The 23,783-nt window shown below is 61.7% G+C and carries 27 protein-coding genes; 7 read left to right on the forward strand and 20 right to left on the reverse strand.

Annotation, left to right across the window (positions count from 1 at the left end):
• Nucleotides 1-10 precede the first annotated feature (10 nt).
• On the forward strand, nt 11-619 hold the full coding sequence (locus tag DMO26_RS27180) for a L,D-transpeptidase (protein WP_117195459.1): 609 nt from the start codon (nt 11-13) through the stop codon (nt 617-619).
• 77 nt (nt 620-696) lie between these two features.
• Here DMO26_RS27180 and DMO26_RS27185 read toward each other — a convergent pair whose 3' ends face one another.
• Nucleotides 697-1,713, reverse strand: a complete 1,017-nt coding sequence (locus tag DMO26_RS27185; RefSeq protein WP_117195460.1) for a zinc-binding alcohol dehydrogenase family protein — start codon at nt 1,711-1,713, stop codon at nt 697-699.
• 116 nt (nt 1,714-1,829) lie between these two features.
• Between DMO26_RS27185 and DMO26_RS27190 the strand changes: the two genes are divergently transcribed.
• Nucleotides 1,830-2,225 (forward strand): winged helix-turn-helix transcriptional regulator, encoded by a 396-nt coding sequence (locus tag DMO26_RS27190; protein WP_117195461.1) that lies wholly within the window; start codon nt 1,830-1,832, stop codon nt 2,223-2,225.
• Between the two features lie 170 nt (nt 2,226-2,395).
• On the opposite strand, the gene DMO26_RS27195 is transcribed toward DMO26_RS27190, so the two are convergent.
• Complete coding sequence (locus tag DMO26_RS27195; protein WP_117195462.1) at nt 2,396-3,688, reverse strand: MFS transporter; 1,293 nt, start codon at nt 3,686-3,688, stop codon at nt 2,396-2,398.
• A gap of 283 nt (nt 3,689-3,971) precedes the next feature.
• Here DMO26_RS27195 and DMO26_RS27200 point away from each other — a divergent pair, with 283 nt between their 5' ends.
• Nucleotides 3,972-4,910 carry a diacylglycerol/lipid kinase family protein gene (locus DMO26_RS27200; protein WP_117195463.1) on the forward strand — a complete coding sequence of 313 codons (939 nt, stop codon included), beginning with the start codon at nt 3,972-3,974 and terminating at the stop codon, nt 4,908-4,910.
• 171 nt (nt 4,911-5,081) lie between these two features.
• Nucleotides 5,082-5,789 (forward strand): hypothetical protein, encoded by a 708-nt coding sequence (locus tag DMO26_RS27205; RefSeq protein WP_162895071.1) that lies wholly within the window; start codon nt 5,082-5,084, stop codon nt 5,787-5,789.
• Nucleotides 5,790-5,850: 61 nt separating this feature from the next.
• On the opposite strand, the gene DMO26_RS27210 is transcribed toward DMO26_RS27205, so the two are convergent.
• Entirely contained in the window at nt 5,851-7,182 is a 1,332-nt protein-coding gene (locus DMO26_RS27210) for a glutamine synthetase family protein (protein ID WP_117195465.1), read from the reverse strand.
• 79 nt (nt 7,183-7,261) lie between these two features.
• On the opposite strand from DMO26_RS27210, the gene DMO26_RS27215 reads away from it, so the two are divergent.
• Nucleotides 7,262-8,629 carry an aspartate aminotransferase family protein gene (locus DMO26_RS27215; RefSeq protein ID WP_117195466.1) on the forward strand — a complete coding sequence of 456 codons (1,368 nt, stop codon included), beginning with the start codon at nt 7,262-7,264 and terminating at the stop codon, nt 8,627-8,629.
• 3 nt (nt 8,630-8,632) lie between these two features.
• Here the strand turns inward: DMO26_RS27215 and DMO26_RS27220 are convergent, their stop codons facing one another.
• The 3 genes from DMO26_RS27220 to DMO26_RS27230 form a co-directional block, all read right to left on the reverse strand.
• Nucleotides 8,633-10,171, reverse strand: coding sequence for an ArnT family glycosyltransferase (locus tag DMO26_RS27220; RefSeq protein WP_162895072.1), 1,539 nt, complete (start codon nt 10,169-10,171; stop codon nt 8,633-8,635).
• A 77-nt stretch (nt 10,172-10,248) separates the two neighbouring features.
• Entirely contained in the window at nt 10,249-11,778 is a 1,530-nt protein-coding gene (locus DMO26_RS27225; protein ID WP_162895073.1) for an ArnT family glycosyltransferase, read from the reverse strand.
• Entirely contained in the window at nt 11,762-12,781 is a 1,020-nt protein-coding gene (locus tag DMO26_RS27230; RefSeq protein WP_117195469.1) for a glycosyltransferase family 2 protein, read from the reverse strand. The genes DMO26_RS27225 and DMO26_RS27230 overlap by 17 nt, the downstream gene beginning before the upstream one ends.
• Nucleotides 12,782-12,879: 98 nt before the next feature.
• Here DMO26_RS27230 and DMO26_RS27235 point away from each other — a divergent pair, with 98 nt between their 5' ends.
• Complete coding sequence (locus DMO26_RS27235) at nt 12,880-13,884, forward strand: lysylphosphatidylglycerol synthase transmembrane domain-containing protein (protein ID WP_117195470.1); 1,005 nt, start codon at nt 12,880-12,882, stop codon at nt 13,882-13,884.
• On the opposite strand, the gene DMO26_RS27240 is transcribed toward DMO26_RS27235, so the two are convergent.
• The 11 genes from DMO26_RS27240 to DMO26_RS27285 form a co-directional block, all read right to left on the reverse strand.
• Nucleotides 13,881-14,213 carry a type II toxin-antitoxin system VapC family toxin gene (locus tag DMO26_RS27240; protein ID WP_226951436.1) on the reverse strand — a complete coding sequence of 111 codons (333 nt, stop codon included), beginning with the start codon at nt 14,211-14,213 and terminating at the stop codon, nt 13,881-13,883. The two genes, DMO26_RS27235 and DMO26_RS27240, sit on opposite strands and share 4 nt — an antisense overlap.
• 92 nt (nt 14,214-14,305) lie before the next feature.
• Nucleotides 14,306-14,584: a type II toxin-antitoxin system VapB family antitoxin gene (locus DMO26_RS27245; protein ID WP_117195471.1), complete on the reverse strand. Its 279-nt coding sequence runs from the start codon at nt 14,582-14,584 to the stop codon at nt 14,306-14,308.
• 47 nt (nt 14,585-14,631) lie between these two features.
• The gene (gene amn, locus DMO26_RS27250) at nt 14,632-16,134 is read right to left on the reverse strand and encodes an AMP nucleosidase (protein WP_117195472.1); all 1,503 of its coding nucleotides are present in this window, start codon (nt 16,132-16,134) and stop codon (nt 14,632-14,634) included.
• Nucleotides 16,135-16,209: 75 nt separating this feature from the next.
• Nucleotides 16,210-16,380: a hypothetical protein gene (locus DMO26_RS33890; RefSeq protein WP_162895074.1), complete on the reverse strand. Its 171-nt coding sequence runs from the start codon at nt 16,378-16,380 to the stop codon at nt 16,210-16,212.
• Nucleotides 16,381-16,607: 227 nt separating this feature from the next.
• Nucleotides 16,608-16,892, reverse strand: a complete 285-nt coding sequence (locus DMO26_RS27255; RefSeq protein WP_117195473.1) for a hypothetical protein — start codon at nt 16,890-16,892, stop codon at nt 16,608-16,610.
• 462 nt (nt 16,893-17,354) lie between these two features.
• Nucleotides 17,355-17,624 carry a hypothetical protein gene (locus DMO26_RS27260; RefSeq protein ID WP_117195474.1) on the reverse strand — a complete coding sequence of 90 codons (270 nt, stop codon included), beginning with the start codon at nt 17,622-17,624 and terminating at the stop codon, nt 17,355-17,357.
• Between the two features lie 86 nt (nt 17,625-17,710).
• Nucleotides 17,711-17,977, reverse strand: coding sequence for a hypothetical protein (locus tag DMO26_RS27265; protein WP_117195475.1), 267 nt, complete (start codon nt 17,975-17,977; stop codon nt 17,711-17,713).
• A gap of 88 nt (nt 17,978-18,065) precedes the next feature.
• Nucleotides 18,066-18,332, reverse strand: coding sequence for a hypothetical protein (locus tag DMO26_RS27270; protein ID WP_117195476.1), 267 nt, complete (start codon nt 18,330-18,332; stop codon nt 18,066-18,068).
• Between the two features lie 86 nt (nt 18,333-18,418).
• The gene (locus tag DMO26_RS27275) at nt 18,419-18,640 is read right to left on the reverse strand and encodes a hypothetical protein (RefSeq protein ID WP_117195477.1); all 222 of its coding nucleotides are present in this window, start codon (nt 18,638-18,640) and stop codon (nt 18,419-18,421) included.
• An 86-nt stretch (nt 18,641-18,726) separates the two neighbouring features.
• Complete coding sequence (locus tag DMO26_RS27280) at nt 18,727-18,951, reverse strand: hypothetical protein (protein ID WP_117195478.1); 225 nt, start codon at nt 18,949-18,951, stop codon at nt 18,727-18,729.
• A 578-nt stretch (nt 18,952-19,529) separates the two neighbouring features.
• Entirely contained in the window at nt 19,530-19,868 is a 339-nt protein-coding gene (locus DMO26_RS27285) for a DUF2147 domain-containing protein (RefSeq protein WP_117195479.1), read from the reverse strand.
• Nucleotides 19,869-20,369: 501 nt separating this feature from the next.
• Between DMO26_RS27285 and DMO26_RS27290 the strand changes: the two genes are divergently transcribed.
• Nucleotides 20,370-20,636, forward strand: a complete 267-nt coding sequence (locus tag DMO26_RS27290; protein ID WP_117195480.1) for a sel1 repeat family protein — start codon at nt 20,370-20,372, stop codon at nt 20,634-20,636.
• A 167-nt stretch (nt 20,637-20,803) separates the two neighbouring features.
• Here DMO26_RS27290 and DMO26_RS27295 read toward each other — a convergent pair whose 3' ends face one another.
• The 3 genes from DMO26_RS27295 to DMO26_RS27310 form a co-directional block, all read right to left on the reverse strand.
• Nucleotides 20,804-21,916 (reverse strand): pyridoxal phosphate-dependent aminotransferase, encoded by a 1,113-nt coding sequence (locus tag DMO26_RS27295; RefSeq protein WP_117195481.1) that lies wholly within the window; start codon nt 21,914-21,916, stop codon nt 20,804-20,806.
• Nucleotides 21,917-21,990: 74 nt separating this feature from the next.
• The gene (locus tag DMO26_RS27300; RefSeq protein ID WP_117195482.1) at nt 21,991-22,854 is read right to left on the reverse strand and encodes a LysR family transcriptional regulator; all 864 of its coding nucleotides are present in this window, start codon (nt 22,852-22,854) and stop codon (nt 21,991-21,993) included.
• A 362-nt stretch (nt 22,855-23,216) separates the two neighbouring features.
• Nucleotides 23,217-23,570: a hypothetical protein gene (locus DMO26_RS27310; protein ID WP_117195484.1), complete on the reverse strand. Its 354-nt coding sequence runs from the start codon at nt 23,568-23,570 to the stop codon at nt 23,217-23,219.
• Between the last annotated feature and the right edge of the window lie 213 nt (nt 23,571-23,783).

Below are 23,783 nucleotides of genomic sequence, written 5' to 3' on the forward strand. Positions count from 1 at the left end.
GGACATATTCATGTCGATCTCCCGTCGCGGGTTCCTCGCTGGTCTGCCGCTTCTGCTTGCCGGCTGCGCTTCCACTGTCGAACAGAAGAATTATGCAGCGCTGCCGAACGAGCCGTTTCCGCTGAAGACCGTGCCGATCGACAAGATCAAGCCCGAGCTGCGCCGTCAGGAGGTGGCCTATGTCACGCCGCATGCCGCCGGCACCGTGGTTGTCGATACGCCGGCTCGCCGCGCCTATTACGTCCTCGGCAACGGCCGGGCGATCCGTTATGGCGTGGGCGTCGGCCGCGCAGGTCTTGCGCTTGCCGGCAATGCCTATGTCGGCCGCAAGGCGGAATGGCCGTCCTGGACGCCGACCGCCAACATGCAGCGCCGCGAGGAGCGTTACCGCAAGCTTGCCGGCGGCATGCCGGGCGGCCCGAACAATCCGCTCGGCGCCCGCGCCATGTATCTCTATCGCGGTGGCAACGACACGCATTTCCGCATCCACGGCACCAACCAGCCGGAATCGATCGGCCATGCCATGTCTAGCGGCTGCATCCGCATGATGAACCACGACGTCATCGACCTCTATAGCCGCGTCAATGTCGGCGCCAAGGTCGTTGTCCTTCAGGCCTGATTCTTCGCCCATAGGCCTGTGCAGAAAAGCCCGCCGTTTCAGCCACGGCGGGCTTTTTCTTCTTCGGTATGGTTGGTTCAGAAGCCGGAGAGCACGATCTTGCCCCTGGTCCGGTTGCTCTCGATCATCTGATGGGCCATCTTGAGGTTTGCCGCATTGATCGTGCCGATCGTTTCGGAAAGCGTCGTGCGGATTTTCTGCGCATCGACCAGCTCGGCCACATGGTTCAGGAGCTTGTGCTGCTCGATCATATCCGCCGTCTGCCAGACGGGCCGGGCGAACATCATCTCCCAATGCACGGACAGCGCCTTGCTCTTGAAGGCGCGCAGGTCCATCGGCTCCTGCGGATCGTCGATCAGGCAGAGGCGGCCCTGCGGCGCGATGAACTCCAGAATGTCCTTCAGATGATTTTCCGTATGCGTCGTCGAAAAGACGAACGCCGGTGCGCCGATTGCCATTTCGGCAAGCTGCCTTGCCATCGGTTTGGAATGGTCGAGCACGTGATGGGCGCCGAGTTCCCTGATCCAGTCCTGCGTCTCCGGCCGCGAACCGGTGCCGATCACGGTCACGTCGGAAAGTTCGCGGAGCAGCTGGATGGCGATCGAACCGACGCCGCCGGCGCCGCCGATGACGAGTACCGCGTTCCAGGCGCCGGCTACCTTGTCCTGCACCTTCATGCGCTGGAAGAGAGCCTCGTAGGCGGTGATCGCCGTCAGCGGCAGGGCGGCGGCCTCTTCGAAATTCAGCGTCTTGGGCTTGAAGCCGGCGATCCGCTCGTCGACCAGGTGAAATTCCGCATTGGTGCCGGGGCGGTTGATCGCGCCGGCATAATAGACTTCGTCGCCCGGCTTGAAAAGCTTGACGCCCGGTCCGACCGCCTGGACGACGCCGGCCGCATCATAACCGAGAATCCGGTGCTGGCCCGCCTCGACGGTTGCCGAGCGGCGGACCTTCGTATCGACCGGATTGACCGATACCGCCTTGATCTCGACGAGCAGGTCGCGACCCGTGGCCTCCGGCACAGGCAGTTCGATGTCGATCAGCGAAGTCTCGGCGATGATGGGCTGGGGCTGGTTGAAACCGACGGCGCGCATTCGAAATCTCCTTGGTTGCGTTGCGTGGAGACTAGATGGCGCCTATGTTTCCAGAGCGCAAGAATGCACATTTTTGGCCTATAGTGCCGAAAAGTATACTATGAAAGGATTCCGCCATGTCCAAACCGCGTGCCAAGCTCACCGGCAATTTCCCCGGCTGTCCTGTGGAATCGACGCTGAGTTTCCTCGACGGCAAATGGAAGGGCGTCATCCTCTATCACCTGCTGGAAGAGGGCACGTTGCGCTTCAACGAGCTGCGCCGCCGCATTCCGTCGGTGACGCAACGCATGCTGACCAAGCAATTGCGGGAGCTGGAAGAGGCGGGGCTTCTGGAACGCACCGTGTTTGCCGTCGTGCCGCCGCGGGTCGATTACGCACTGACGCCGATCGGCCGCAGCCTGGAACCGGTCATCAATGCACTGCGCGTCTGGGGCAAGGAGCATGTAATCTGCGAGGACGGCAGGAAATACATGGTGATGCCGGAGGAGGGGACGGCTTCGAAGGCGGCTTGATCGGTAAACGTAAGCCCCTCGTCGGGCTCAGTCCTGCGGACCCTTCTTCCCGCTTGCGCAGGGAAGGAAATGTGCCGCATCGGTTTCCCTGCCATCAGGGGTGTGCATGGCACGTCCCCTCCGCCCGTATTGACGGGAGAGGGTTGGGGTGAGGGGCAAGGTTAGGCCTATCAGATGGCTTTTTGCCGCTTCTCAAGCGCGGCCGAAGCAAGAAACACCCCGAGCCCCAGCAGCGATAGGAACGCGCCGACATAACCCGTGGCGGCAAAACCCCAGCCCCAGGCGATGACGAGGCCGCCGAGCCAGGCGCCGAGCGCGTTGGCGATATTGAAGGCCGAGTGGTTGGAGGCGGCGGCGAGCGTCTGGGCATCTGCCGCGACGTCCATCAGCCGCGTCTGCAGCGCGGGACCGGCGGCAAAACCGCAGCCGATCAGGAAGACGCAGAGGCAAAGCACCGCAGGATATTCCGCCCACAGGCCGAAAGCGCCCATGACGATGACGTTGAACACCATCACGCCGCCGATCGTTCCCATCAGCGAAAGGTCCGCCAGCCGGGAGCCGACGATATTGCCCACATTCATGCCGATGCCGAACAGCGTCAGCACGAGCGCAACGGTGGTGGCCGGCATCCCCGCCGTCACCGTCGTGGTGGAGGCGATGTAGCTGAAGACGGAGAACATGCCGCCGAAGCCGACGGCGGCGATGCCGAGCGTCAGCCACACCTGGCCGCGACCGAAGGCGCTGAGCTCGCGGCGGATGCTCGCGCCTTCCTGCGCCTTGTCGCGCGGCTGGAAGTACCAGAGCAGCGCCACCGTGGCGGCGCCGATGCCGCCGACCAGGAGGAAGGCGGCCCGCCAGCTCAGCATCTGGCCCATGAAGGTGGCGATCGGCGTGCCGAGCAGTGTGGCGACGGTCAGCCCCAACATCACCCGGCCGACGGCGCGGGCGCGCTTGTGCATCGGCACCATGGAGGCGGCCACCAGCGCCGCGACGCCGAAATAGGCGCCATGCGGCAGGCCGGTGACGAAACGCAGGAAGGTGAAGCTCCAGAAATCCGGCGCGATGGCGCTCAGGATGTTGCCGACGGCAAAAATTCCCATGAGGCTGAGGAGCAGCGTCCGGCGCGGCATGCGGGCCGCAAGCACCGCGATGATCGGCGCGCCAATCACCACGCCGAGCGCATAGGCGGAAATGACGTAGCCCGCCGTCGGGATGCTCACCTGATAGCTGGAAGCGACGTCCGGCAGCAGGCCCATGATGGCGAATTCGCCGGTGCCGATGCCGAAGCCGCCGACGGCGAGTGCGATCTCGATCAGGATGGTCGCCAGCGGCGGAAGGCCTGTGGCTGCCTCTGCGGCTTGCGGCTCCGAACGCTTGCTTGCGGAATCGAAAGAGGCGGCGGAATCGGTCATGGTGCTGAAACTGCTTGGAAAAAAAGACGCGGGTTGAAATGTGGGAAACATTCAACCCGCTCTGGAGGTGAGCGGGTCATCGAAATGACCTAGAATGGAGACTATCATGCAATTGTGCATTGCGGTAGAGCCCGCATTTGCCCTCGTTATGCTTCAGGCGAATGTGTGCCCTGCGCAAGGCGGGTAGCTCGGGCGTCCGGTAAGTCGCTCAGCAAAGCCCTCGCTGTCCACAATCCAATCGATGTCTTCCCGTTGATTCCGCGCCGCCCAGCAACCATTTTTCGGATCAGCCGTTGTTCCGCCGCCAAATCGGCCCTGCCGCAAGCGAGATCAGATGAACCTCTATGCCGTCTTCAACCGCGATGGCGGGACCTTCCGAACCACCGACATGGATGCCTATTGCGCCCACGCGCTGCGGGCGTTCGAGGGGGCCGGGCACGAGATCGAGTGTCATGTCGTTTCCGGGGACAAGGTCGTTGAGACCATGGAAAGGGCGGCGGCCATGCCGGGCATAGAGGGGCTGATCGCCGGCGGCGGGGATGGTACGATTTCCGCGGCGGCCGGCATCGCCTGGAAGAGCGGCATCACGCTCGGCGTCGTGCCCGCCGGTACCATGAACCTCTTTGCCCGCTCCTTGAAACTGCCGCTCGACATCTGGCAGGTGCTGGACGCGCTCGCGGTCGCCACGCCCGAAAACATCGATATCGCCAGCGCCAACGGCAGAAGCTTCGTGCACCAGTTCTCCGCCGGCATGCATGCGCGCATGGTGCGCTATCGCAATTCCATGACCTTCGCTTCCCGGCTCGGCAAGATGCGGGCAAGCACCCGCGCGGCGATCGGCGTCATGTTCAATCCGCCGGAATTCGAGGTGGAATTCAATGCCGGCGGACAGACCGGCTATCGCAAGGTCTCGGCGATTTCGGTTTCCAACAACGAATTCGGGCGCGACCCGCTGATGTTTGCCGACCGCCTCAACCGCGGCCGGCTGGGTTTCTACATTGCCGACCCGCTGAGACCGATCGGCGTCGCGAAACTTGTTTTCGACATCCTGCGCGGCCGGCTGAAGGAGAATCCCGCCGTCACCGCGATGACCGCGACCGAGCTTGAACTGCATTTTCCGAAGAAGCGGCATGATGTCCGCTGCGTCATCGATGGCGAGCTTCTGCCGATGGACCGCGACGTCCACCTGAAGGTCCATGCCGGCGAACTGAAGGTTCTGGTCAACGAACCCCAGCCCCGCGAGGAGCAGGAGCACGACGGCAGCGGCATCTGAGCTGCGTTTCCCGCTCGCGATGCAACCTCTCGCATCGATTGTTTCACAAGCCGTTAACCATCGCCACCTAGGGTTCAACCATCGATAGAATCGTCCCTTCTTCGGGCATGACGGCTCCGAAAATTGTGCGGCATTCCCATGACGGGTCGCGTGTCGCCGGCGAGGATCGGCATGACTTCGATTTCAGTGACGGAACCCGGTGCGCTGCTGATCCTTCAGCAGACGAACGCGCAGGCGGCGAAGAATGAGGAAGAGGAGAAGGCCAAGAAGCCCGATCTCGTCCAGGTCGCTAACGGCATCACCGGCAAGCCCGCCGAAGAAACCATGAAGGCCGCCTTCGCGGTCAATGTCGCGCTAATGGAAATGGACGGCAAGAACCAGATGGTCGCCGATGCCAAGACCTTCATCGACTCGGAGAATTTCCTCGTCAGCGATCCCGCCATCAAGGAGATGCTGAAGGGGCTGCTTTCCGAAAAGAGCACGGAATTCATCCAGATGGTCCGCGCCCAGAGGGAGGCGCATGGCGCTATCTCGCAGGAAGACCTGTTCGCGGTCGTGCTGCCCATGATGATCGCCGGAAACCGCGAGCGGTTCACGGCCGACGAGATCGAAATCGGCATCAAGCTCACCAACGACAACGGCATTGTCATCTTTCTTCCCGACGACGAAGGCAACAGCTCCCACCGGGAACTCGCCAAGGCACTGGAGGAGGCCGAGAACCTCTATTTGAAAACCGGCGACGACCGGGCGCTGAACCAGCTCCGGGCCGAGGAAGCAAAGATCACCGGAACGTGGAAGAGGGTGCTCGGCGTGCCGGCTGAAAATTCCCTGACGATGGTGGACATCGACGACGTGCGCTACGCGCCGTGGATCAAATAGTGCGGCAAGGCCCCGGCACCATCTAGTCTTTCCGAAAAGGAGGGAGAGGGCCCTTGCCGCTTCAAATCCGCGGCAGGTAGGTCCGATAGTCGAAGTCGCTCACCGTGCGCAGATAGGTGATCGCCTCCTTGCGCTTCGTATCGCCGTAGAGCTTCTGGTAGCGCTCACCGAACACGTCGCGAATGAAGGGCGAGGCCGAAAAGTCTTCGACCGCCGTCAGAAAATCGTGCGTCAGCCGCTTGGTGCCCGCCGGCGGCGCCTTGCCGGGCTCGGTCGGCAGGCCCGGATCCAGCACATCGTCGAGGCCGAGGAGCATGCCTCCGAGGATGGCCGTCAGGAGCAGGTAGGGGTTGACGTCGGCGCCGGCGACGCGGTGCTCGATGCGGGCGGCCGGACCGTCCTTGTCGGGAATGCGCACCGCCGTGCCACGGTGGCCGAAACCCCAGTCGACATCGACCGGCGCGAATGAATCCGGCTGGAAACGACGGTAGGAATTGGCCAGGGGCGCGAAGATCAGCTGCGCATCCCGCATCGTTTTCAGCATGCCGGCACAGACGGATTTGAGCCGCACCGGATCGCCGCCTTTTGCGTCCAGCACGTTGTTGCCGTCGCGATCGATGATGCTGGCATGCACATGCAGGCCGGAGCCCGCCTGGTCCGCATAAGGTTTCGCCATGCAGGTGGATTTCAGCCCATGTTTCTTCGCGGCCCGTTCGGCGATCCGCTTCAGGTAGATGCAGTCGTCGGCCGCCGCCAGCGCGTCGGCGCGGTGCAGCAGGTTGATCTCGAATTGGCCGGCGCCGAATTCGGCTGTCGTCGCATCGGCCGGCAGGTTCTGGATTTGCGCCCAATGCCGCACGGTCTGAAGGTAGTCGTCCAGCGCATCGACGGCGCTCATGTCGTAAAGCTGGAACCCGTTCGGTTCGTCACGATACATCAGTCTGGCCGGCGGGCGTGGCTTGCCGGTCTCGCGCCAGTCGTCCTCGATCACGTAGAATTCCAGCTCCGTCGCCACGACCGGCGTCAGGCCGCGTTCCTCGAAGCGCTTCAGAAGTGCCGCGAGAATGCCGCGCGGGTCCATGAAACTGGGACTGCCGTCGAACTCATGCATGGTGGCGAGAACCTGCACCGAACCTTCCGGCCCCCAGGGCATCGGTGTCAGGCTGCGTTTGTCCGGGATGCAGAGCCCGTCCGGATCGCCCAATGACATGGACAGGCCGGTAAATTCGTCATTGTCGTAACCCCAGATGTCGAGCGATTGCGTGGAGGTGGGCAGTCGCACCGTACCATCCCAGACCTTCTTCTGCGCGGCCAACGGGATGCGCTTGCCGCGCAGATCGCCGTTCATACCGACGAGCAGGATTTCGATATGGGGCTCGGCGGCGTCGGTCATGAAGGATCGTCTCGGAGGTTGCGGAGCCCCGTTCGTAGCCGATAAGAATTGGCTGCACAATCTGGGGACGGGAACCACCATGAACGACAAGCCTGCACTGTCCAATCTCGCTGCCATCGATGCCGCCCATCACCTGCATCCGTTCTCGGACATGAAGGAATTGAACGCCCGGGGCACGCGCATCATCGAGCGGGCCGAGGGTGTCTTCATCTACGATTCGACCGGCAAAAAATATCTCGACGCCTTCGCCGGCCTCTGGTGCGTCAATGTCGGCTACGGCCGCAAGTCGATCGCCGACGCCGCGTATCGGCAGATGCAGGAATTACCCTATTACAACGCCTTCTTCGGCACCACGACGCCGCCGGCGACCCTGCTCGCCCAGAAGATCGCTTCCCATACCGGACCTGGCCTGAAGCGGGTCTTCTTCACCAATTCCGGTTCCGAAGCAACCGATACCTGGTTCCGGATGGCGCGCGTCTATTGGAAAGCGCTCGGGAAGCCCGAAAAGACGCAGGTGGTCGCCCGCAGGAACGGCTATCACGGTTCGACGGTCGCCGGCGCCTCGCTCGGCGGCATGAAGCTGATGCACGAGCAGGGCAACCTGCCGATCGAAGGCATCCACCACATCGGCCAACCCTATTGGTATGCCGAGGGCGGCGATCTTTCGCCCGCCGAGTTCGGTTTGAAGGTTGCCCGCGAACTGGAGGCGAAGATCGACGAACTGGGCGAGGATCGCGTCGCCGCCTTCGTCGCCGAACCGATCCAAGGGGCAGGGGGCGTGATCATTCCGCCGGAGACCTACTGGCCGGAAATCGCCCGCATCTGCAGGGCGCGCAACATTCTGCTGGTGGTGGACGAGGTGATCTGCGGTTTCGGCCGGCTGGGCGAGTGGTTCGGTCACCAGTATTACGGCGTCGAGCCGGATCTTGCGCCGATCGCCAAGGGCCTGTCGTCGGGCTATCTGCCGATCGGCGGCGTGCTGGTCGGCGATCGCGTGGCCGACGTGATGGTCAATGAACTCGGCGATTTCTACCACGGCTTCACCTATTCCGGCCACCCCGTCGCCGCGGCCGCGGCGCTCGAGAATATCCGCATCATCGAGGAGGAAGGGCTGGTGGAGCGGGTGCGCGACGACATAGGCCCCTATTTCGCTTCCGCCTGGAAGAGCCTTGAGGATCACGACGTGGTCGGACAGGCGGAAAGTGTCGGCCTGATCGGCGGCCTGCAGCTCAGCCCCGACAAGGCGACCCGCCGACGGTATGCCAAACCCGACGACATCGGCACGCTGGTGCGCAATCATTGCGTCGAGAGCGGCCTCATCATGCGCGCCACCGGAGACCGCATGCTCGCCTCGCCGGCCTTGACCATCAGCCGTGCGGAGGTGGACGAGGTGATCGACAAGCTCAGGCAGGCGCTCGATCATTTGCGCGATACGGTGAAGGAATAGGGGCTAAATGCCCTGGCGCCCCACCTCGACAGTCGCATAGGCGAAGCGGTAGCGATCCTCCGCCTGCCCGTAATTGTAGGGAAGGGCTGTGACGACGGGTTGCGGAACGCTGCCAGCCAGGCCTCGCTTTTCGAGATATTGCGCGAACTGCGGCGGAAAGCCGGACGGCATGCTGCCATGCGCGTTCCGCCAGACGAACAGAAGCCGGTCATGGCCAGGAACAGGGAGGGTTTCGATGCCGGTCGGTGTCGATGTCACCATCACCGGCACTGTCGGCAGGTTGAGACGGATATTACCGGCAAGATGGCTGTCGGACGCGATGATCAGGGTCCTGGCCGATAGGGCGAGCGGCCGGATTTCGTTGGCCAGGGTCACGAACGGATAGTTGGGATATTGGTAGATGCCGGTGAGCTTTGCGGTGGCGACGCGGCCGAAGAGGACCGACGGCACCACAGCCATGATGACGAGTGCCACGCCCCATATGCGTCTGAGGCCCGGCTGCATGTCGATCTTCGCCGCATCGATCTTGGTGGCGAGATAAAGCGGCAGGATCAAGAGGATCGGCGTCAGCCACCGGTCGCGGACCTTTTCAACGCCAACGAACAGGATCATCAGTACGATCAAGCAGAGCGAAAAGAGCAGGATGCGGCCCGTGAGCCTCGTCCAGTCATTGCGGGCAGCGACCACCGTCCGAAACCGCTCGCGATAGACCAGACCGAAAACGGCGAGCGTCAGGCCAGCAAACCCGAGGGAAGCGACGGCAAGCGATCCCAAACCCTTGAATATCGCCATGATCGGAAGCGTATCGTCGCCGATCAGCTTGTTCATCGTGTGCGAACTGGTGGCCTGAAAATGGTCGGCGAGCCAGAGCGCATGCGGCGACACGACGACAAGCGCCACGCCGGCCGCGACCGCCAGCCGCCAGTCGACCAGCCGCTGGCGCCATGTTCCGTCGCTGAGGATTGCCAGGAAGGCTGCGGTCGGCAACAGCACGAAATTGTATTTGGCGATCACGCCAAGCCCGGCAGCAAGGCCGAGAAATGCGAAAGCCAGGACCGAAGGCTGACGCAGCGCCCTGACCAGCGTGTAGAGAAACAGCGACGCCGTGAAGATGGTCGCCACCGTATGGCTGAGATCGCGCTGCGCCTCGAAGGCGACCTGCGGGATCGTCAGGAGGCCGAGCGTGGCGACGATCGCCAGGTCCCGGTCACGCAGCACCTGCCGCGCCGCCATCCAGTAGATGAGGTAGGAGCCGAGGAGAATGACGTTCTTGAGCGAGGAAAGCGTCGCGAGCGACAGGCCGAATACCTGCACGGCGGCATGCTGCAGCCAATTGTAGAGCGGCGGCTGGGAACTGTAGCCGGCGAGCAGCCACTGCGAAAAATAGGCCTGCTCAGCCTCGTCGAGTTCCAGCCCTTGCGGAAGCGCCATGCGGATGAGGAAATTGGCGAGAAAATAGGTGAAAACCGTGACCAGCAGAAGGGTGTGGCGTTCCGCCGTAAAACGGGTCTCATACCCGATCGATTGATTTTGCAATGACAATGGACTCTCCGCACCCCGGCCGAAGCCGCGAGCCTAACGGAGAATTGCAACACTAATTTTTCAGACCGCGCCTGGGTTCAGAGAGGGTTTCCAGAGGCTGCGATCCACGCATAACCGAAGGTCACGCGGTCCTGCCGGAAGGAGAATAGATACGGGACTGCGATCGTCGACGGCACGAGCGTTTCCGGCGCAATGCCGTTTCTTGTGAGGACGGGCGCAAGTTCGGCCGGCAATGCCGCGCTGCCATCCCGAATATGCCAGACGATGAGGCCGGCCCGTCGTCTTGAGATTTCGTCGAGCGGCGGCGTCTGGGTGAAACTCGGCAGGATCACCCGGGCTTGCGGCAATTCCAGGCGGGCGCTCGCCGCGAGGAAAGGATCTGCCGCGATGACATAGGCCGGTCTTGTGCCGCCGTGTTTCGCCATCACCTCCTCGATGAACGGTCCGGAGGGCAAATTCTCTTTCGTATAGTTGCCGAAGAGCGGTCCGATCACGTTGCCGGCTGCGATATAGACAATGAAGCCAAGCGCCAAGGTTGCGACGGGAAAAAAGAACCGCCCGACACTGCGGCCCGCATCGACACCCGCTGCCTCGATCTTCAGGCAGAGATAGAGCGGCAGCAGAAGAATGAACGGCGACAACCATTTCTCACTGATATTGCTGGCGCCGAAAGCCAGCCCGATCAGCCCGACGGCGATCAGGGAGATGAAAATGGTCCGTCCGGTGATCCGCGTCCATCGGCTCGTCGCCCGCCATGCGGTAACGAGGGAACTGCGGAAGGCGATCAGGAAGAAGGCAAATACCGGCAGGCCGCCCGCCAGCGTCGCGATCAGAAGCGTCTTCAGGCCGGAGAGCCGATCGGCGACCGCGTCGCCCGAGGCATCCTCCCGCATCGCCTTGATCGTGCCTTCTGTCGCCTCGCTGAGGTTGGACAGTACCCAGAGCCCATGCGGCAGACAGATGATCGCGATGACCGCCAGCGCCGGAATGAGCCGCCAGTCGAAGATCCGCCTGCGCAGGTCCGGTTCCGGCAGGATGGCGAGGATGGCGGCCACCGGCACGATGACGAAATTGTATTTGGCGATCAGCCCGAGACCGACGGCGACACTGGCAAGCAGATAGGTCCCGAGGTTCGGCCGCGTCAGCGTCAGGAGGAAGGCCTGAAAGAACAGCGCGGTCGCAAACAGCGTCGCGACCGCATGGGTGAGATCGCGCTGCGCCATGACGCTGACGGCCGGCATGGCGATGACGCCGAGCATGGCGACTGCCGCCAGCCGCATGTCCTTCAGCACGATGCGTGCCGCCAGGCCGTAGAACAGGCAGGTCAGGAAAAGCAGCAGGTTCTTGACGAGGGACAGCGCGAAGATCGACGGGCCGATCAGCCGGACCACGCCATATTGCAGCCAGTTGTAGAAGGGTGGCTGGCGACCATAGCCCATCAGTAGGAACTGGGACTGGAAGAGCTGTTCGGCCTCGTCGCTTTCGAGCGCCTGCGAACGCAGCACCCGCAGGATGACCGCGAGCACATAATAGGCCGCGATCAGCCAGAGGACGAGGTCCGGACGGCGGGCAAGCGCGTCGCTGATGCCCCTAGGGATGCGGCGCATCGCCCTCATAGACTTCCCTGATGATGTAGCTGAGGGCCGTGTCTTCGCGGTAATAGGTGCGGGCGATCATCTCGGCGAGGATGCCGGTGGTGATCATCTGCACGGCCGACAGGAACAGCATGACGCCGATCAGGAACAGCGGTCGCGTGCCGATGTCGTTGCCCATGATAAATTTGTCAATGAAGAGATAGAGCAGGATTACCGCCGACAGCGCGCCGAGCCCGAGCCCCACCGAGCCGAAGAAATGTCCCGGCCGCGCCTTGAAGCGCATGAAGAACATCACCGACAAGAGGTCGAGGATCACCCGGAAGGTACGCGAAATGCCATATTTCGAGACGCCGTGCTGGCGCGCATGGTGGGTCACCGGCATTTCGCCGATCCTGGAGCTCGGCACCACGCCAGCTACCCAGGCCGGAATGAACCGGTGCATCTCGCCCATCAGCTTGACCTGCTTGATGACGGAGCCGCGATAGATCTTCAACGAACAGCCGTAGTCATGCAGCCGCACGCCGGTGATGCGTCCGATCAGACGGTTGGCGATGAAGGATGGCACCTTGCGCAGCAGCAGCCCGTCCTGGCGGTTCTTGCGCCAGCCGACGAGCAGGTCGAGTTCGCGCCGCTCCAGTTCCGACACCATGGTCGGAATGTCCTTGGGATCGTTCTGCAGGTCGCCGTCGAGGGTGGCGATCAGCCGGCCCTGGGCCTGGTTGATGCCTGCCTGCATGGCGGCCGTCTGGCCGAAATTGCGCTGCAGCGCGACGATCTTCAGATCGAGGCCGGGGCGGTTGAGCGCTTCCCGCGCATTGGCGATCGTCGCATCCGTGCTGCCGTCGTCGACGAGAATGAGCTCCCAGGTCGCTGGAAAATCGGCCATCGCGGCGCAGACGCGGTCGATCAGCGGGCGCACGCTTTCTTCTTCGTTGAAGAGGGGCACGACGAGGGACAGTTCGATCGGCTCGGCCGTCTCGATGCGGCTCACCACCGACTCTGCTGTTGTACGCACCTTGCGTTTCTCCTAAACCACGGGCTTCAAGCGACGGCCTTCATGGCCGCCGAACTCAGATACAATCACCCGAAATCTCACATGGGGCACCCTACTATATGAAGAATTATCCGGTTGCCAGCCGCCCGCCATGGATAATTCGTCACGCCATGACGCTCTTTACGCTGACGATCATCGTCCTCTACGCCGCCTTCATCCAGTGGGTGTGGGGCTGGGACAGCGTCGTGTCGCTCTGGACGCATGCCGGCTGGACCTCAGGCATCGTTGCGCTTATCGCGCTCCTCGGCACCTATGCCCTGCGCACCTGGCGCATCTACGATTATTTCCCGAAGGAAACCACCGGCCGTTTCGGAACGCTGCTCCGCCTGGTGCAGGTGCATAACCTGCTCAACGTCATGCTGCCCTTCCGCAGCGGCGAGGCGAGCTTTCCTTTGCTGATGAAGCGCGAATTCGGCCTGCCGCTTGCCCGCAGCACCTCGGCGCTGTTCGTCATGCGGCTCTTCGATCTGCACGCGCTGCTCGCCGCCGCCGGTACAGGTCTGGCGCTGCAGGCCGAAAAGTGTTGGGCTTGGGGCCTGTGGCTCGCTTTCCTGATTCTTCCCGCGGTCGCCTTTGCTCTGCGTGGCTCGGTCTTTCGCCTTCTCGGAAAGATGCTGCCGGGGAAGGCGAGGGAAATGCTCGACGAGGTTGAGCCCGGCAAGGTGCAGAAACTGTTCGGCGAGTTGGAAGCCGGGCTTCCGGCGGATGCGAACGCCTTTGCCCGTGCCTGGGGCGCGACACTGATCAACTGGTTCACCAAGATCGCCGTGCTCGCCTGGGTCCTGGGCCTGCTCGGTGGGCTCTCCGTCGCCGCGAGTTTCGGCGGCGCGCTCGGCGGCGAGCTATCCTCGGTCCTGCCGGTGCATGCTCCCGCCGGGGTCGGCACCTATCCCGCCGGCATCACCGCCGGCGCGCTGGCATTCGGTGCCGATGCGGACAACCGGCAGGCCTTCGAAGAGCTCGGCCAGGCGGCCGTCAACGCCCATCTCCTGGTGATCGTCTCCTCGCTCGTCGGAACAGCGCTGTCGTTGTTCGCGGCAAGGCCGGCTCGCGATCCAGGTTAAGCGGCCCCGCTTGGAAGCCTTGCGAGGTCCCGGTACTTTTCGCCCGAATTTTGCCGCAGCTTGCGGACGAGGCTCTCATCGGCGGCGACAAATCTCAAGTTTTCCTGCAAGGCCAGCGCCAGATAAGTGCAATCATAAGCGGGATGGCCGAGCTCTACGGCCAATTCGATGCTGTCGGCAAAAAGCGGCAGCATTTCGCGCAATTGCAGGTCCGAACCCTCGATCAATCGAGCGGCAAGACGGGCTTCGGTGGCCGAAAGTTCGCCGCGCCGCACTTTCTTCCAGAGGATGTTCGCGCATTCGGGCAGAATGAGGTCCGGGGCAATCAAGCTGTTGCTCTTGAGAAGAGGCAATGCTTCCGGAGTTTCCGTTTCAGGAACGACCTATTTGACGACGATGCTGGCATCGACGACGAATGTTGTCACCGCTCCGACCGTCCCTCGCGCATCAGCAGTTCCGAGGGTGTATGCTGGCGACCTGCAGTCAGAGCGCGAAACTCGGATGTCAGGGTCTCGAAGGTCGGCCGACTGTAATGCGGGCGGTCCCACCCCATTCCGGCACGTTCACCGAAAGCCCGCCGTTGGCGTTCACTCGCAACCAGGCGACGAAGCACGTCTTCCACGGTTGCCGTATCAGGCAGGCCGGTAATCTCTTTTGCTTCGTTCAACAATGCGTCGTCAATATTCAAAGACATGCGCATCTGGGGCCTCCATGGCAACCAGAATATAGTCCTGGCTCGTCACAATGTCACTGAAACGCCGTCTCGTAGAAGCTGCGGAGTTTTCTCGAATGCAGCGTCTCGACCGGCATGGCGGCGAGCTTCTGCACGGCGCGGATGCCGATCTGCAGGTGCTGGCTGACCTGGGTGCGATAAAAGGCGGTCGCCATGCCCGGCAGCTTCAGTTCGCCGTGCAGCGGCCGGTCGGAGACGCAAAGCAGCGTGCCGTAGGGAACGCGGAAGCGGAAACCGTTTGCGGCAATAGTCGCCGACTCCATGTCGAGCGCGATGGCGCGCGACTGGGAGAGCCGCTTTACCGGGCCGCGTTGATCGCGCAGTTCCCAGTTGCGGTTATCGATCGTCGCGACGGTGCCGGTGCGCATGATCCGCTTCAGCTCGAAACCCTCATAGCCGGTCACCTCTTCGACCGCGCTTTCCAGAGCCTGCTGCACTTCCGCGAGCGCCGGGATCGGCACCCAGACCGGTAGGTCGTCGTCGAGCACGTGGTCTTCGCGCACATAGGCATGCGCCAGCACGTAGTCGCCGAGCCGCTGGCTGTTGCGGAGGCCCGCGCAGTGGCCGACCATCAGCCAGGCATGCGGGCGCAGAACGGCGATATGGTCGGTGATCGTCTTGGCGTTCGAGGGGCCGACGCCGATATTGACGAGCGTGATCCCCGCATGGCCCTTCTTCTTCAGATGATAGGCCGGCATCTGCGGCATGCGGACAACCGCATCGCTTTCCGGCTTGCTGCTCCCGGCGGGCGTGACGATGTTGCCGGGCTCCACGAAGGCGGTATAACCTTCGCCGCCCTTGGCCATCAGCTCTCGCGCCCAGGCGGCGAACTCGTCGATATAAAACTGGTAGTTGGTGAAGAGCACGAAGTTCTGGAAATGGTCGGCGTTCGTCGCCGTATAATGGCTGAGGCGGGCGAGCGAATAGTCGATGCGCTGCGCCGTGAAAGGCGCCAGCGGCGCCGGTTCCCCAGGCAGTTGTTCATATTCGCCATTGGCGATCAGGTCGTCGGTATTGTTGAGATCCGGCGTGTCGAAGAGGTCGCGCAGCGAGATGTCGGCGAGCGAACTGGTGGCGGAGGCCTCCACATGCGCGCCTTCGCCGAAGGCGAAATGCAGCGGGATCGGCGTCGTCGATTCCGAGACCGTCACCGGAACGCTGTGATTGCGCATCAACAGTCCGAGCTGCTCCTTGAGGTAATGCCGGAAAAGTTTCGGGCGGGTAATGGTGGTCGTGTAGATGCCGGGCGAGCTGACGTGGCCGTAGGAAAGGCGGGAATCCGCATGGCCGAAGGACGTGGTCTCGATGCTGACCTGCGGATAGCAGGCGCGATAGCGCCCGGTGACGGCCGCCCCGTCGGCCAGCGCGCCGAAGGCGTCGATCAGGAAGCGGGTATTCCGCTCGTAAAGCTCCGTCAGGGCGTCCACCGCTTCGACCGGATTGTCGAAAGCGCGCGGCTCCACGGGGCTCGGGCTGATGAAGGAAAGGGGGGAGAGGGAAAAGATTCGTGTGTTCATGCGCCATTATAATGGGAACTGCTTGACAAGCAAACGACGTCAGGCGGCTTCCCCTGTTGCTCACATGAACTTTTTTCAGAGCGTCGCGACGCAGTTCGGCGTGGCGTGATGGTAACAAGGTACCGAAGTGCCCAGATGGACGCGCAGTTCCTTGCGGCCGGGCTGCGCCACGAGCGCGGCAAACGCGAATGCGAAGATGGTCATGATCAGCGTGATGATGGTCAACCGGCGTGCAAGAACGGCCATGGCTCTCTTCCCCAAATCCAATGGCGGCAGAATAAAGGCGCAAGACTGAATAGGCGCTGAGAACCGGGTTCATCACCCGTTCAGGATGATTGACCGAGAGGATAGGCAAAGTGCTTCTTTGGCGAAGCAAGACAAAGGAAAAGCCGGCCCTGGAACCGGCTTCCTGGTCTTCATGTTCCCGCGCAACGCGTGCGACCTGCGCGGGGACGGTATCTTGCATAAACTGCTTAGTTATGCGGGCGCAGGCTGCCGTCGTAATAGTCGCCCTCGTCCTGGCCGCCGTCGGTATCGGCATTGCCGCTGGTGCTGTTGCGGTACATGGAGCCGTCGTTGAGAATGATGCTGCCGGTCGACATGGTATCGACGTCCTCGCCGCGTGACTGCTGAATGGTCGGCGGTGAGGTCGGCAGGGCGTCAGGGCTCGAATAAACGGCGTTCTGAGCAGCGGCCGCGCCGGCGAAACCGGCGGAAACGATGAGAGCGGCAATACCGGAAGTCAGATAGGTCTTCATTTTCCTGTCCTTTCCATTTGTCTTTATGGCGCGAAGCGATGTCCGCATCGCTTCGTCGAACTACAAAATCCCTGGGAGGACGGATCGTTCCACGCAGAGGGAACAGAATTGCGATCGGATTCTTGTACCGGATCTCAGGAGGAGATCAAATGACGGCGCTTACGCACTCCGGCTGCTCAAATCCGTCAAAAAACTCACGGGCGCGAGCGTTATCGTGATTGATTCACGAAAGAGCTTCACCTAATCTTGAATACGTGGCTGGTTTCAGAGTCCGGCCACCTTCGCACCGGAAAGACGATTGCGACCCGTCTTTCCTTTCGGTGTCTTGAATGAACTGCGAATACCAGCCGCTCGCGCGGCTGGTATTTCATCTTGTGCATGCCACTCAGTTGGCCTCCGCGCGAGAGCCCTGTGATCCTGGGCCTGGTCCCTGCGCGGCGGTCGATCTCGATAATCCGACGATTAGTTCGGGCGGTTTGCGCCGTCGTAATAATCACCGCTGTTCAGGTCGGAAGCGCGGTTGTCGCGGCTGCCGCCATTGTTGAACATCAGCTTTCCGTCCTGATGAACGGCGCCGATGCTGCCGGTGCTGGTACGATCGACATGGGTAGCGGCCGCGGCAGGAGCGGTCTTCTGGACACCTTCGTAATAATCGCCGTCAGCAAGGGCGACGGAGGCGAAGGAAGCCGAGGCGATGAGTGCTGCGGCGATAGCGGATGTGATCCTGGTCATTGTCTTGGTCCTTTCGGAGTAGCCCGCGGCCTGAAATTGCAACCGGCCTGCAGGCTGCGTCTTGATTGTCGGGGGAGGGCAGTCCGTTAGTTCGGACGGACTGCGCCTTCATAGTAGTCGCCACGGTTCAGAACGACCGTGCCGTCGGCATCCCGGCCGGAATTTACGGCGCCGGAGATCGAACCGGTATAGCCGTAACGGGCCGAATGCTGCGTTTCATGCGCTGCCGGAAGCTGGCGACCGGCCGACGGAGGCGTTGCGCCTTCGTAGTAGTTACCTTCGGCGGAAGCGGCGCCGGCAAACGAAACCGTCGCGATGAGCGCTGCGGCGAAAGCGGATGTGATCCTGGTCATTGTCTTGATCCTTCAGAGTTGGGTTCGCGGCCGATAAGTTTGCGACCTGGCCGGCGAACCTTTGTTCGATGTCTCGAATAGACTGCGGTTAGTTCGGGCGGTTTGCGCCGGTGTAATAGTCGCCGCTGTCCACGGCCTGGCTGCCGGACGACAGGCTGAACTGGCCGTCACGAGCGCCGGAGATCGAGCCGGTATAGCCGTAGCTTGCCGGGCGATCGCGATGCGTTGCTGGAACCTGCTGGCCGGCCGACGGAGGCGTTGCGCCTTCGTAGTAATTGCCTTCGGCGAAAGCGGCGCCGGCAAAGGAAGCCGAAGCGATGAGGGCAGCGGCGATGGCGGAGGTGATCTTGGTCATTGTGGTAGTCCCTTCAGAGTTGTCCGCGGCTTGAAGTTTGCGACCTGGCCTGCGGATGTTGTTTCGGTATCTTGAATGAGCTGCGGTTAGTTCGGACGGTTTGCGCCGTCATAGTAATCGCCACGGTCGATCGGAGCCGGGATCTGGCTGGTCTGGCCGTTCTGGGCGACGCTGCCGGTCTGAACATGGTCGACCGAGGCGGAAGCCTTGGAAGAGCCTTCGTAGTAATCGCCATCGGCGAGAGCGACGGAAGCGAAGGAAGCCGAAGCGATGAAGGCAGCGGCGATGGCGGAAGTGATCTTGGTCATTGTGGTAGTCCCTTCAGAGTTGTCCGCGGCTTGAAGTTTGCGACCTGGCCTGCGGATGTTGTTTCGGTGTCTTGAATGAGCTGCGATTAGTTCGGGCGGTTTGCGCCTTCGTAGTAGTCGCCACGGCCGATCGGGGTCGGGATCTGGTTTGCGTCCTGCTTGTATCCGGCGACGCTGCCCGTCTGGACATGGTCAACGGCGGCGGAAGCCTTGGAGGCGCCTTCGTAGTAATCGCCATCGGCGAGAGCGACGGAGGCGAAGGAAGCCGAAGCGATGAGGGCAGCGGCAATTGCGGAAGTCATGGTCTTCATGTTTTTATCCTCGGGTTGAGCTCGGTTCGGTCTTGGGTTTCGAACCGGGGAATTTGTGTTTGCAGTGTTCATATCGGACCGATCGGTTCGATCCGAAAGCCCCCCATTTAGGAGACTGCTGTCAACGAAATGTTGACAGCGAAAATGCTGCGGCGCGAATGCTCGTAAAAAGTGCTGAGTAGGCTAATTTCCGAAGAAATGCCACGAATAAACCGATTAAGTTACGGTTTTGTAAGGTAAATAACGAGCAGAAACATGTAGATAGCAGGCCCGGAAGGGAATTGCTCCCATCGCGTGCAAATTTTGGTTCAACTTGGATTTTTTAGGGCTTTTTTGTGGCCGTAAAATTCAGCAACGGCTTTTCAAGCTTTTCACAAAACTGTGATATTCAAAAATCGCGAAATTTTTACATGCACGATCAATGCCTTTTTCGTGATCGTCGTGCCTTGATTTGATGCGTTGCAGCAAAAAAATAGACCGCCTCTTGAACGCCGGGCATGAAAAATGACCGTCGCTCCGGGCGGCCATTTCTCCTACCCATTGTCAGGACGCCCATTATAGAGAGGGCGGGACGAATTTCAGAGCCGGGTCCAGGTCTGGGATTTGCAGAAAATCGTCATGACGCAACCCTTCATCTTCAGCGAATTGCCGCTCACCGATCCGGAACCGCTGTAGGTCTTGTCTTCGGCGGGGTCGGTGATCTCGCCGCTATATTCGCCGTCCTTGCCGGAAAGCCGGCCGATCTGCTTGCCGGCGTGTTTGCCGGTCTTGAGCGTCACGCAATAGGCGCTGCCGCATTTGCCGATCGCGGCCGTCTCGCCGCTGGCGGTCTTCCAGTTGCCTTCGATCGGTTCGGCGGCATGGCTGGCGGTAGCGCCGAGCGCCAGCGCGGCGGTGACCAGGAATGTACGTATCATCGTGGATTCTCCTCCTTTTCCATCGGCGGGCGGTGATCGGCGCCGCCGTCTGACTTCCTCCAGGCGGCGTCCCTCTGCGCCAGCTTTCCGAACGCTAGCTTACGCACACGTAAAGGTAAATAGTGCCTGCGGCTTGCCGGGCAGGATTTTTGGAAGCTTGCGACCGTTGTTTTGGCGCGTGCGAAAAACGCAAACCGGATTCTTGGTTACGGATCGGTTGAGATCCATGTCTGAATTTTCCGTAACATCTGCCACGGAATCCTTAAAATGCAAGGCATCCCATGTTTAACAAAAGCCCAAATTTACCAACTATTTGAACTTTATTTTCCGCAGGTTAATCATGCTTTTTAGGCGTCTTTTGGAAGGTTTGGGAGATAGTGGACCCATCAAGACGAGCGGGACAACCCGCCGGCCGGAAGGATCGAAAGAGCCGCATCAAGACGGCGGTCCGGATGGAAAAACAGGGCAGACGAACAACAGGCTTTAACAGGGATCAAACCGATGGCACGCTTTGAAATGAACAATTCCGGAATGGCCACCATGGGTGGCGAAACCCGCGCCGACACCTTCTGCGAAATGGGGCTGATGTATGCGACCGGCCGCGGTTGCGATATCGACCTCGTCTCCGCCCACAAATGGCTCAACATCGCCGCGATCAAGGGTTCCGAGCGGGCCGCCGAGCTGCGCGCCGACCTTGCCCAGACGATGAGCAAGATGGAACTCGCCGCCGCGCTGCGCGCCGCCCGCGAATGGATGACCATGCACTGAGCCGAAGGCCGCGGCCGGCTCGAGAGATTTATCGGCCCCGCAAGAGGGCCGGGGAGAAAACCAGAACAAGTCCAAGAGGGGACTGGGCGTTCGACCCGCACGGGGACGATGCTCCGAAAATTGAGACCGCGACCGGCAGGGAACAAGGCCGGCGCGGTCGTTTTCTTTCATCCGATGGCTTTCAATACCTCCGGCAGCGCTTCTTCCAGGAGAAGCATGTCCGATTCGGGCCCCGTGCTCACGCGGATGCAGCGGTTGAGAGGGGCCACCCCCGGCATGCGGATGAAGACCCCGTGTTCCATCAGCCCATCGACGATGGCGCGGGCATGGGCGCCGTCGCGGCCGCAGTCGATCGCCACGAAATTCGTGGCGGACGGCAGTGGCTTCAATCCGTTGGCCTTGGCGATATCGGCAATCCTGTCGCGCGATGTCGCAATCTGTCCGATGACGGTCCGGAGATAGGCCTGGTCCTTCAGCGCCGCGAGGGCCGACGCGACGCCGATCCGGTTCATGCCGAAATGGTTGCGGATCTTGTCGAAGGCCTGAACCGTGCCGGGCGTCGAGATGGCGTAGCCGACGCGCGAACCCGCCATGCCGTAGGCTTTCGAGAAGGTACGGGTACGGATGACGTTCGGCCGGTCGATGAGCGCGGAGATATCGGGCGTCGCGCCCGCAGGTCCCGTTTCGCAATAGGCCTCGTCCAGGATCAGAAGACAGGTTTCCGGCACCGCCTTGGCAAAGGCGACGATGCTGTCTGCGTCCCACCAGCTCCCCATCGGATTGTCCGGATTGGCGAAATAGACGAGCGGTGCGTTTTCCCGGCGCACCGCCTCCATCAGCCCGTCGAGATTTTCCCGGTCGTCCACATAAGGCACGGTGACGAGCCTGCCCCCGTGGCCGGCGACATGGAAGTTGAAGGTCGGATAGGCGCCGAACGAGGTGACGACCGGCATGCCCGGTTCGATCACCAGGCGGACGATCAGCCCGAGCAGACAATCTATGCCTTCTCCGACGGTTATGTTGTCGGCGGCGCAGCCGAGATGGGCGGCGAGCGCCTGTTTCAATTCGAAATTTTCGGGATCGGCATATTTCCACGTGCTCCCGGCTGCCGCAGCAATCGCCTCGATGACCGAGGGGGCGGGGCCGAAGCCGTTTTCATTGGCGCCGATGCGCGCTTTCACCGCAAGCCCCCTGTTGCGCTCGATGGCCTCGGGGCCGACGAAGGGAACGGTCGCCGGAAGGGCGCTGATCAGCGGTGTAAAGCGCGAGAATGCGGGCATGGGTTGTGTCCGGGTTTCGAAAATCGGCACACAATAAGGGTGATTCATCGCCGCGCAAGCCGCTACCGGACGGTTTAGGACCTGTCTCCGCTGAATCTTTTCTCTTCCCGGCGGAAAAGTTCGTCCAGCCTTTCGATCACCTGGCGCACCTCCGGCCGGTGCCGGTCGTCGTCATTGGCGACGATCCACATCGTGTATGTCAACTCGCCGATGATATCACCTTTGCGCGTCAGCCCGGCCAGCGAATCGCCGACGAAACAGGGCAGCACGCCGTATCCGTTGCCTCCGGCGATCAATCTCGGCAGGAGGTCCGGCGAATTCGTCCAGGTGCGGATCGCGGCTTCATGATTCTCGAAAACCCATCTGTCGGCCGGCATATGGGCGTTTTCGGTGCCGATCGACACCCAGGGAGTGTTCTCGTCTTCGGCAAGGCCGCTCGCCTTATAGATGGCGTGGGCGACGGCGACCGAGCGGCGGATGGCGATATTGCCCGTTTCCGGCCGGTAGCCGACGATCCCCACATCCGCTTCGCGATAGGTGAAATCCATGCCCTTGTGCAGCGATTTGCAGCAGAGCCGGAACCGGTCCTGCGCGTCGCGGATATCCGCGGTGCGGCTGGCGATGAAGGCGGAAAGCCATGCGTTCGACCCGATCGAGACGATCGGCATGGCGAAGGCCTGCCCCTTCCAGTCGGCGATGCTGTCGGCAGTGCGCTGCATGGCGCGCACGTGTTGGAGCAGCGTCTCGCCGTCCGGCGCCAGGCGGTATCCCTGCTGGCTGCGCACGAAAAGCGTGCGCCCCGTGGTGCGCTCGAGCGAGAGCATCCGCCGGCCGATCGTCGGCGGGCTGATGCCGGTCCGGGCGGCCGCGCCGCTCAGGCCCCCTTCGGTCGCCACGTGCAGGAAAAGCTTCAGGTCGTCCCAATCCGCATCCGTCATCAACGCCACCTATCGACAGGCATCCTGTAGGCGGTCGACGCCTTTTTCATCCCTTCATGGATGAAAGGCACCTTTCTTCCGCGCCTCTACAAGCCGGCATCGCCGCGCATTAGCTCGGTCCCATCACATTATAGATGGAGTGACCACCATGCTTCTCAACTGGGTCAGGCTTTTCGAGCAATGGAAGAGGGAAGATCGCAAGCGCAGCCGTCATCCTTTTGCCGATCCTCTGGAAGGCGCCGAATGGTGCGGGCTTCTGTGGATCGTGCCGCTCCTGTCGCGGCTGTCGGGTAGCCGGAACGATCGGCAGCGGCTAAAATCCGGTCGCCGGCCGCGACGTCTGGCGGCCGTCCCGAAGCGTTCTAGTGGCTGGTCTCGAAGCTCAGCCGGATGACGTGATGCAGGAATTCGGCATCGATCAGCATGTTGAAGCCGATAGTGACCTTTTCCTCCTCGCGGCGGATCAGGGTGCAGCCGATATCGTCATGGATGCCGAGGATCTCCAGGAAGAAGTTGTTCGGCACCGGCAGGTGGGGGCTGACTTCGAGTTCTGCGCCGGAAAGCGAAATGGTGCGGATCAGGCAGCGGAAGCTCGTCTTCGTGCTGAGATGGCGGCCGACGAAGATGATCTTGCCCGGCCGGTCGATGGCGAATTTTTCGAAGGCCAGTTCGCGCGAACCGTTTTGTCTCGTATCCGGATCCGTGTTCAAGGGCATGACACCCTCCTGTTTTCTCTACGATGTGACTATATTCCTTTTCCGCTGACACATTCTGAAACGGAAATGTAAAATGCTGCCGATTGGCGGGAATCACGCTAAAAAATCAGACATCTGATCGTTCCGAAGGCGGTTTTTCCTGTTTGTATGTGACAGCTGCGAACGCAAAGCATGGAATGAGGCATGTCGCGTTGTTGACGGCCTGATGTCGCG

It is taken from the genome of Rhizobium terrae (genome assembly GCF_003425685.1).
GTDB classification, from domain to species: domain Bacteria; phylum Pseudomonadota; class Alphaproteobacteria; order Rhizobiales; family Rhizobiaceae; genus Neorhizobium; species Neorhizobium terrae.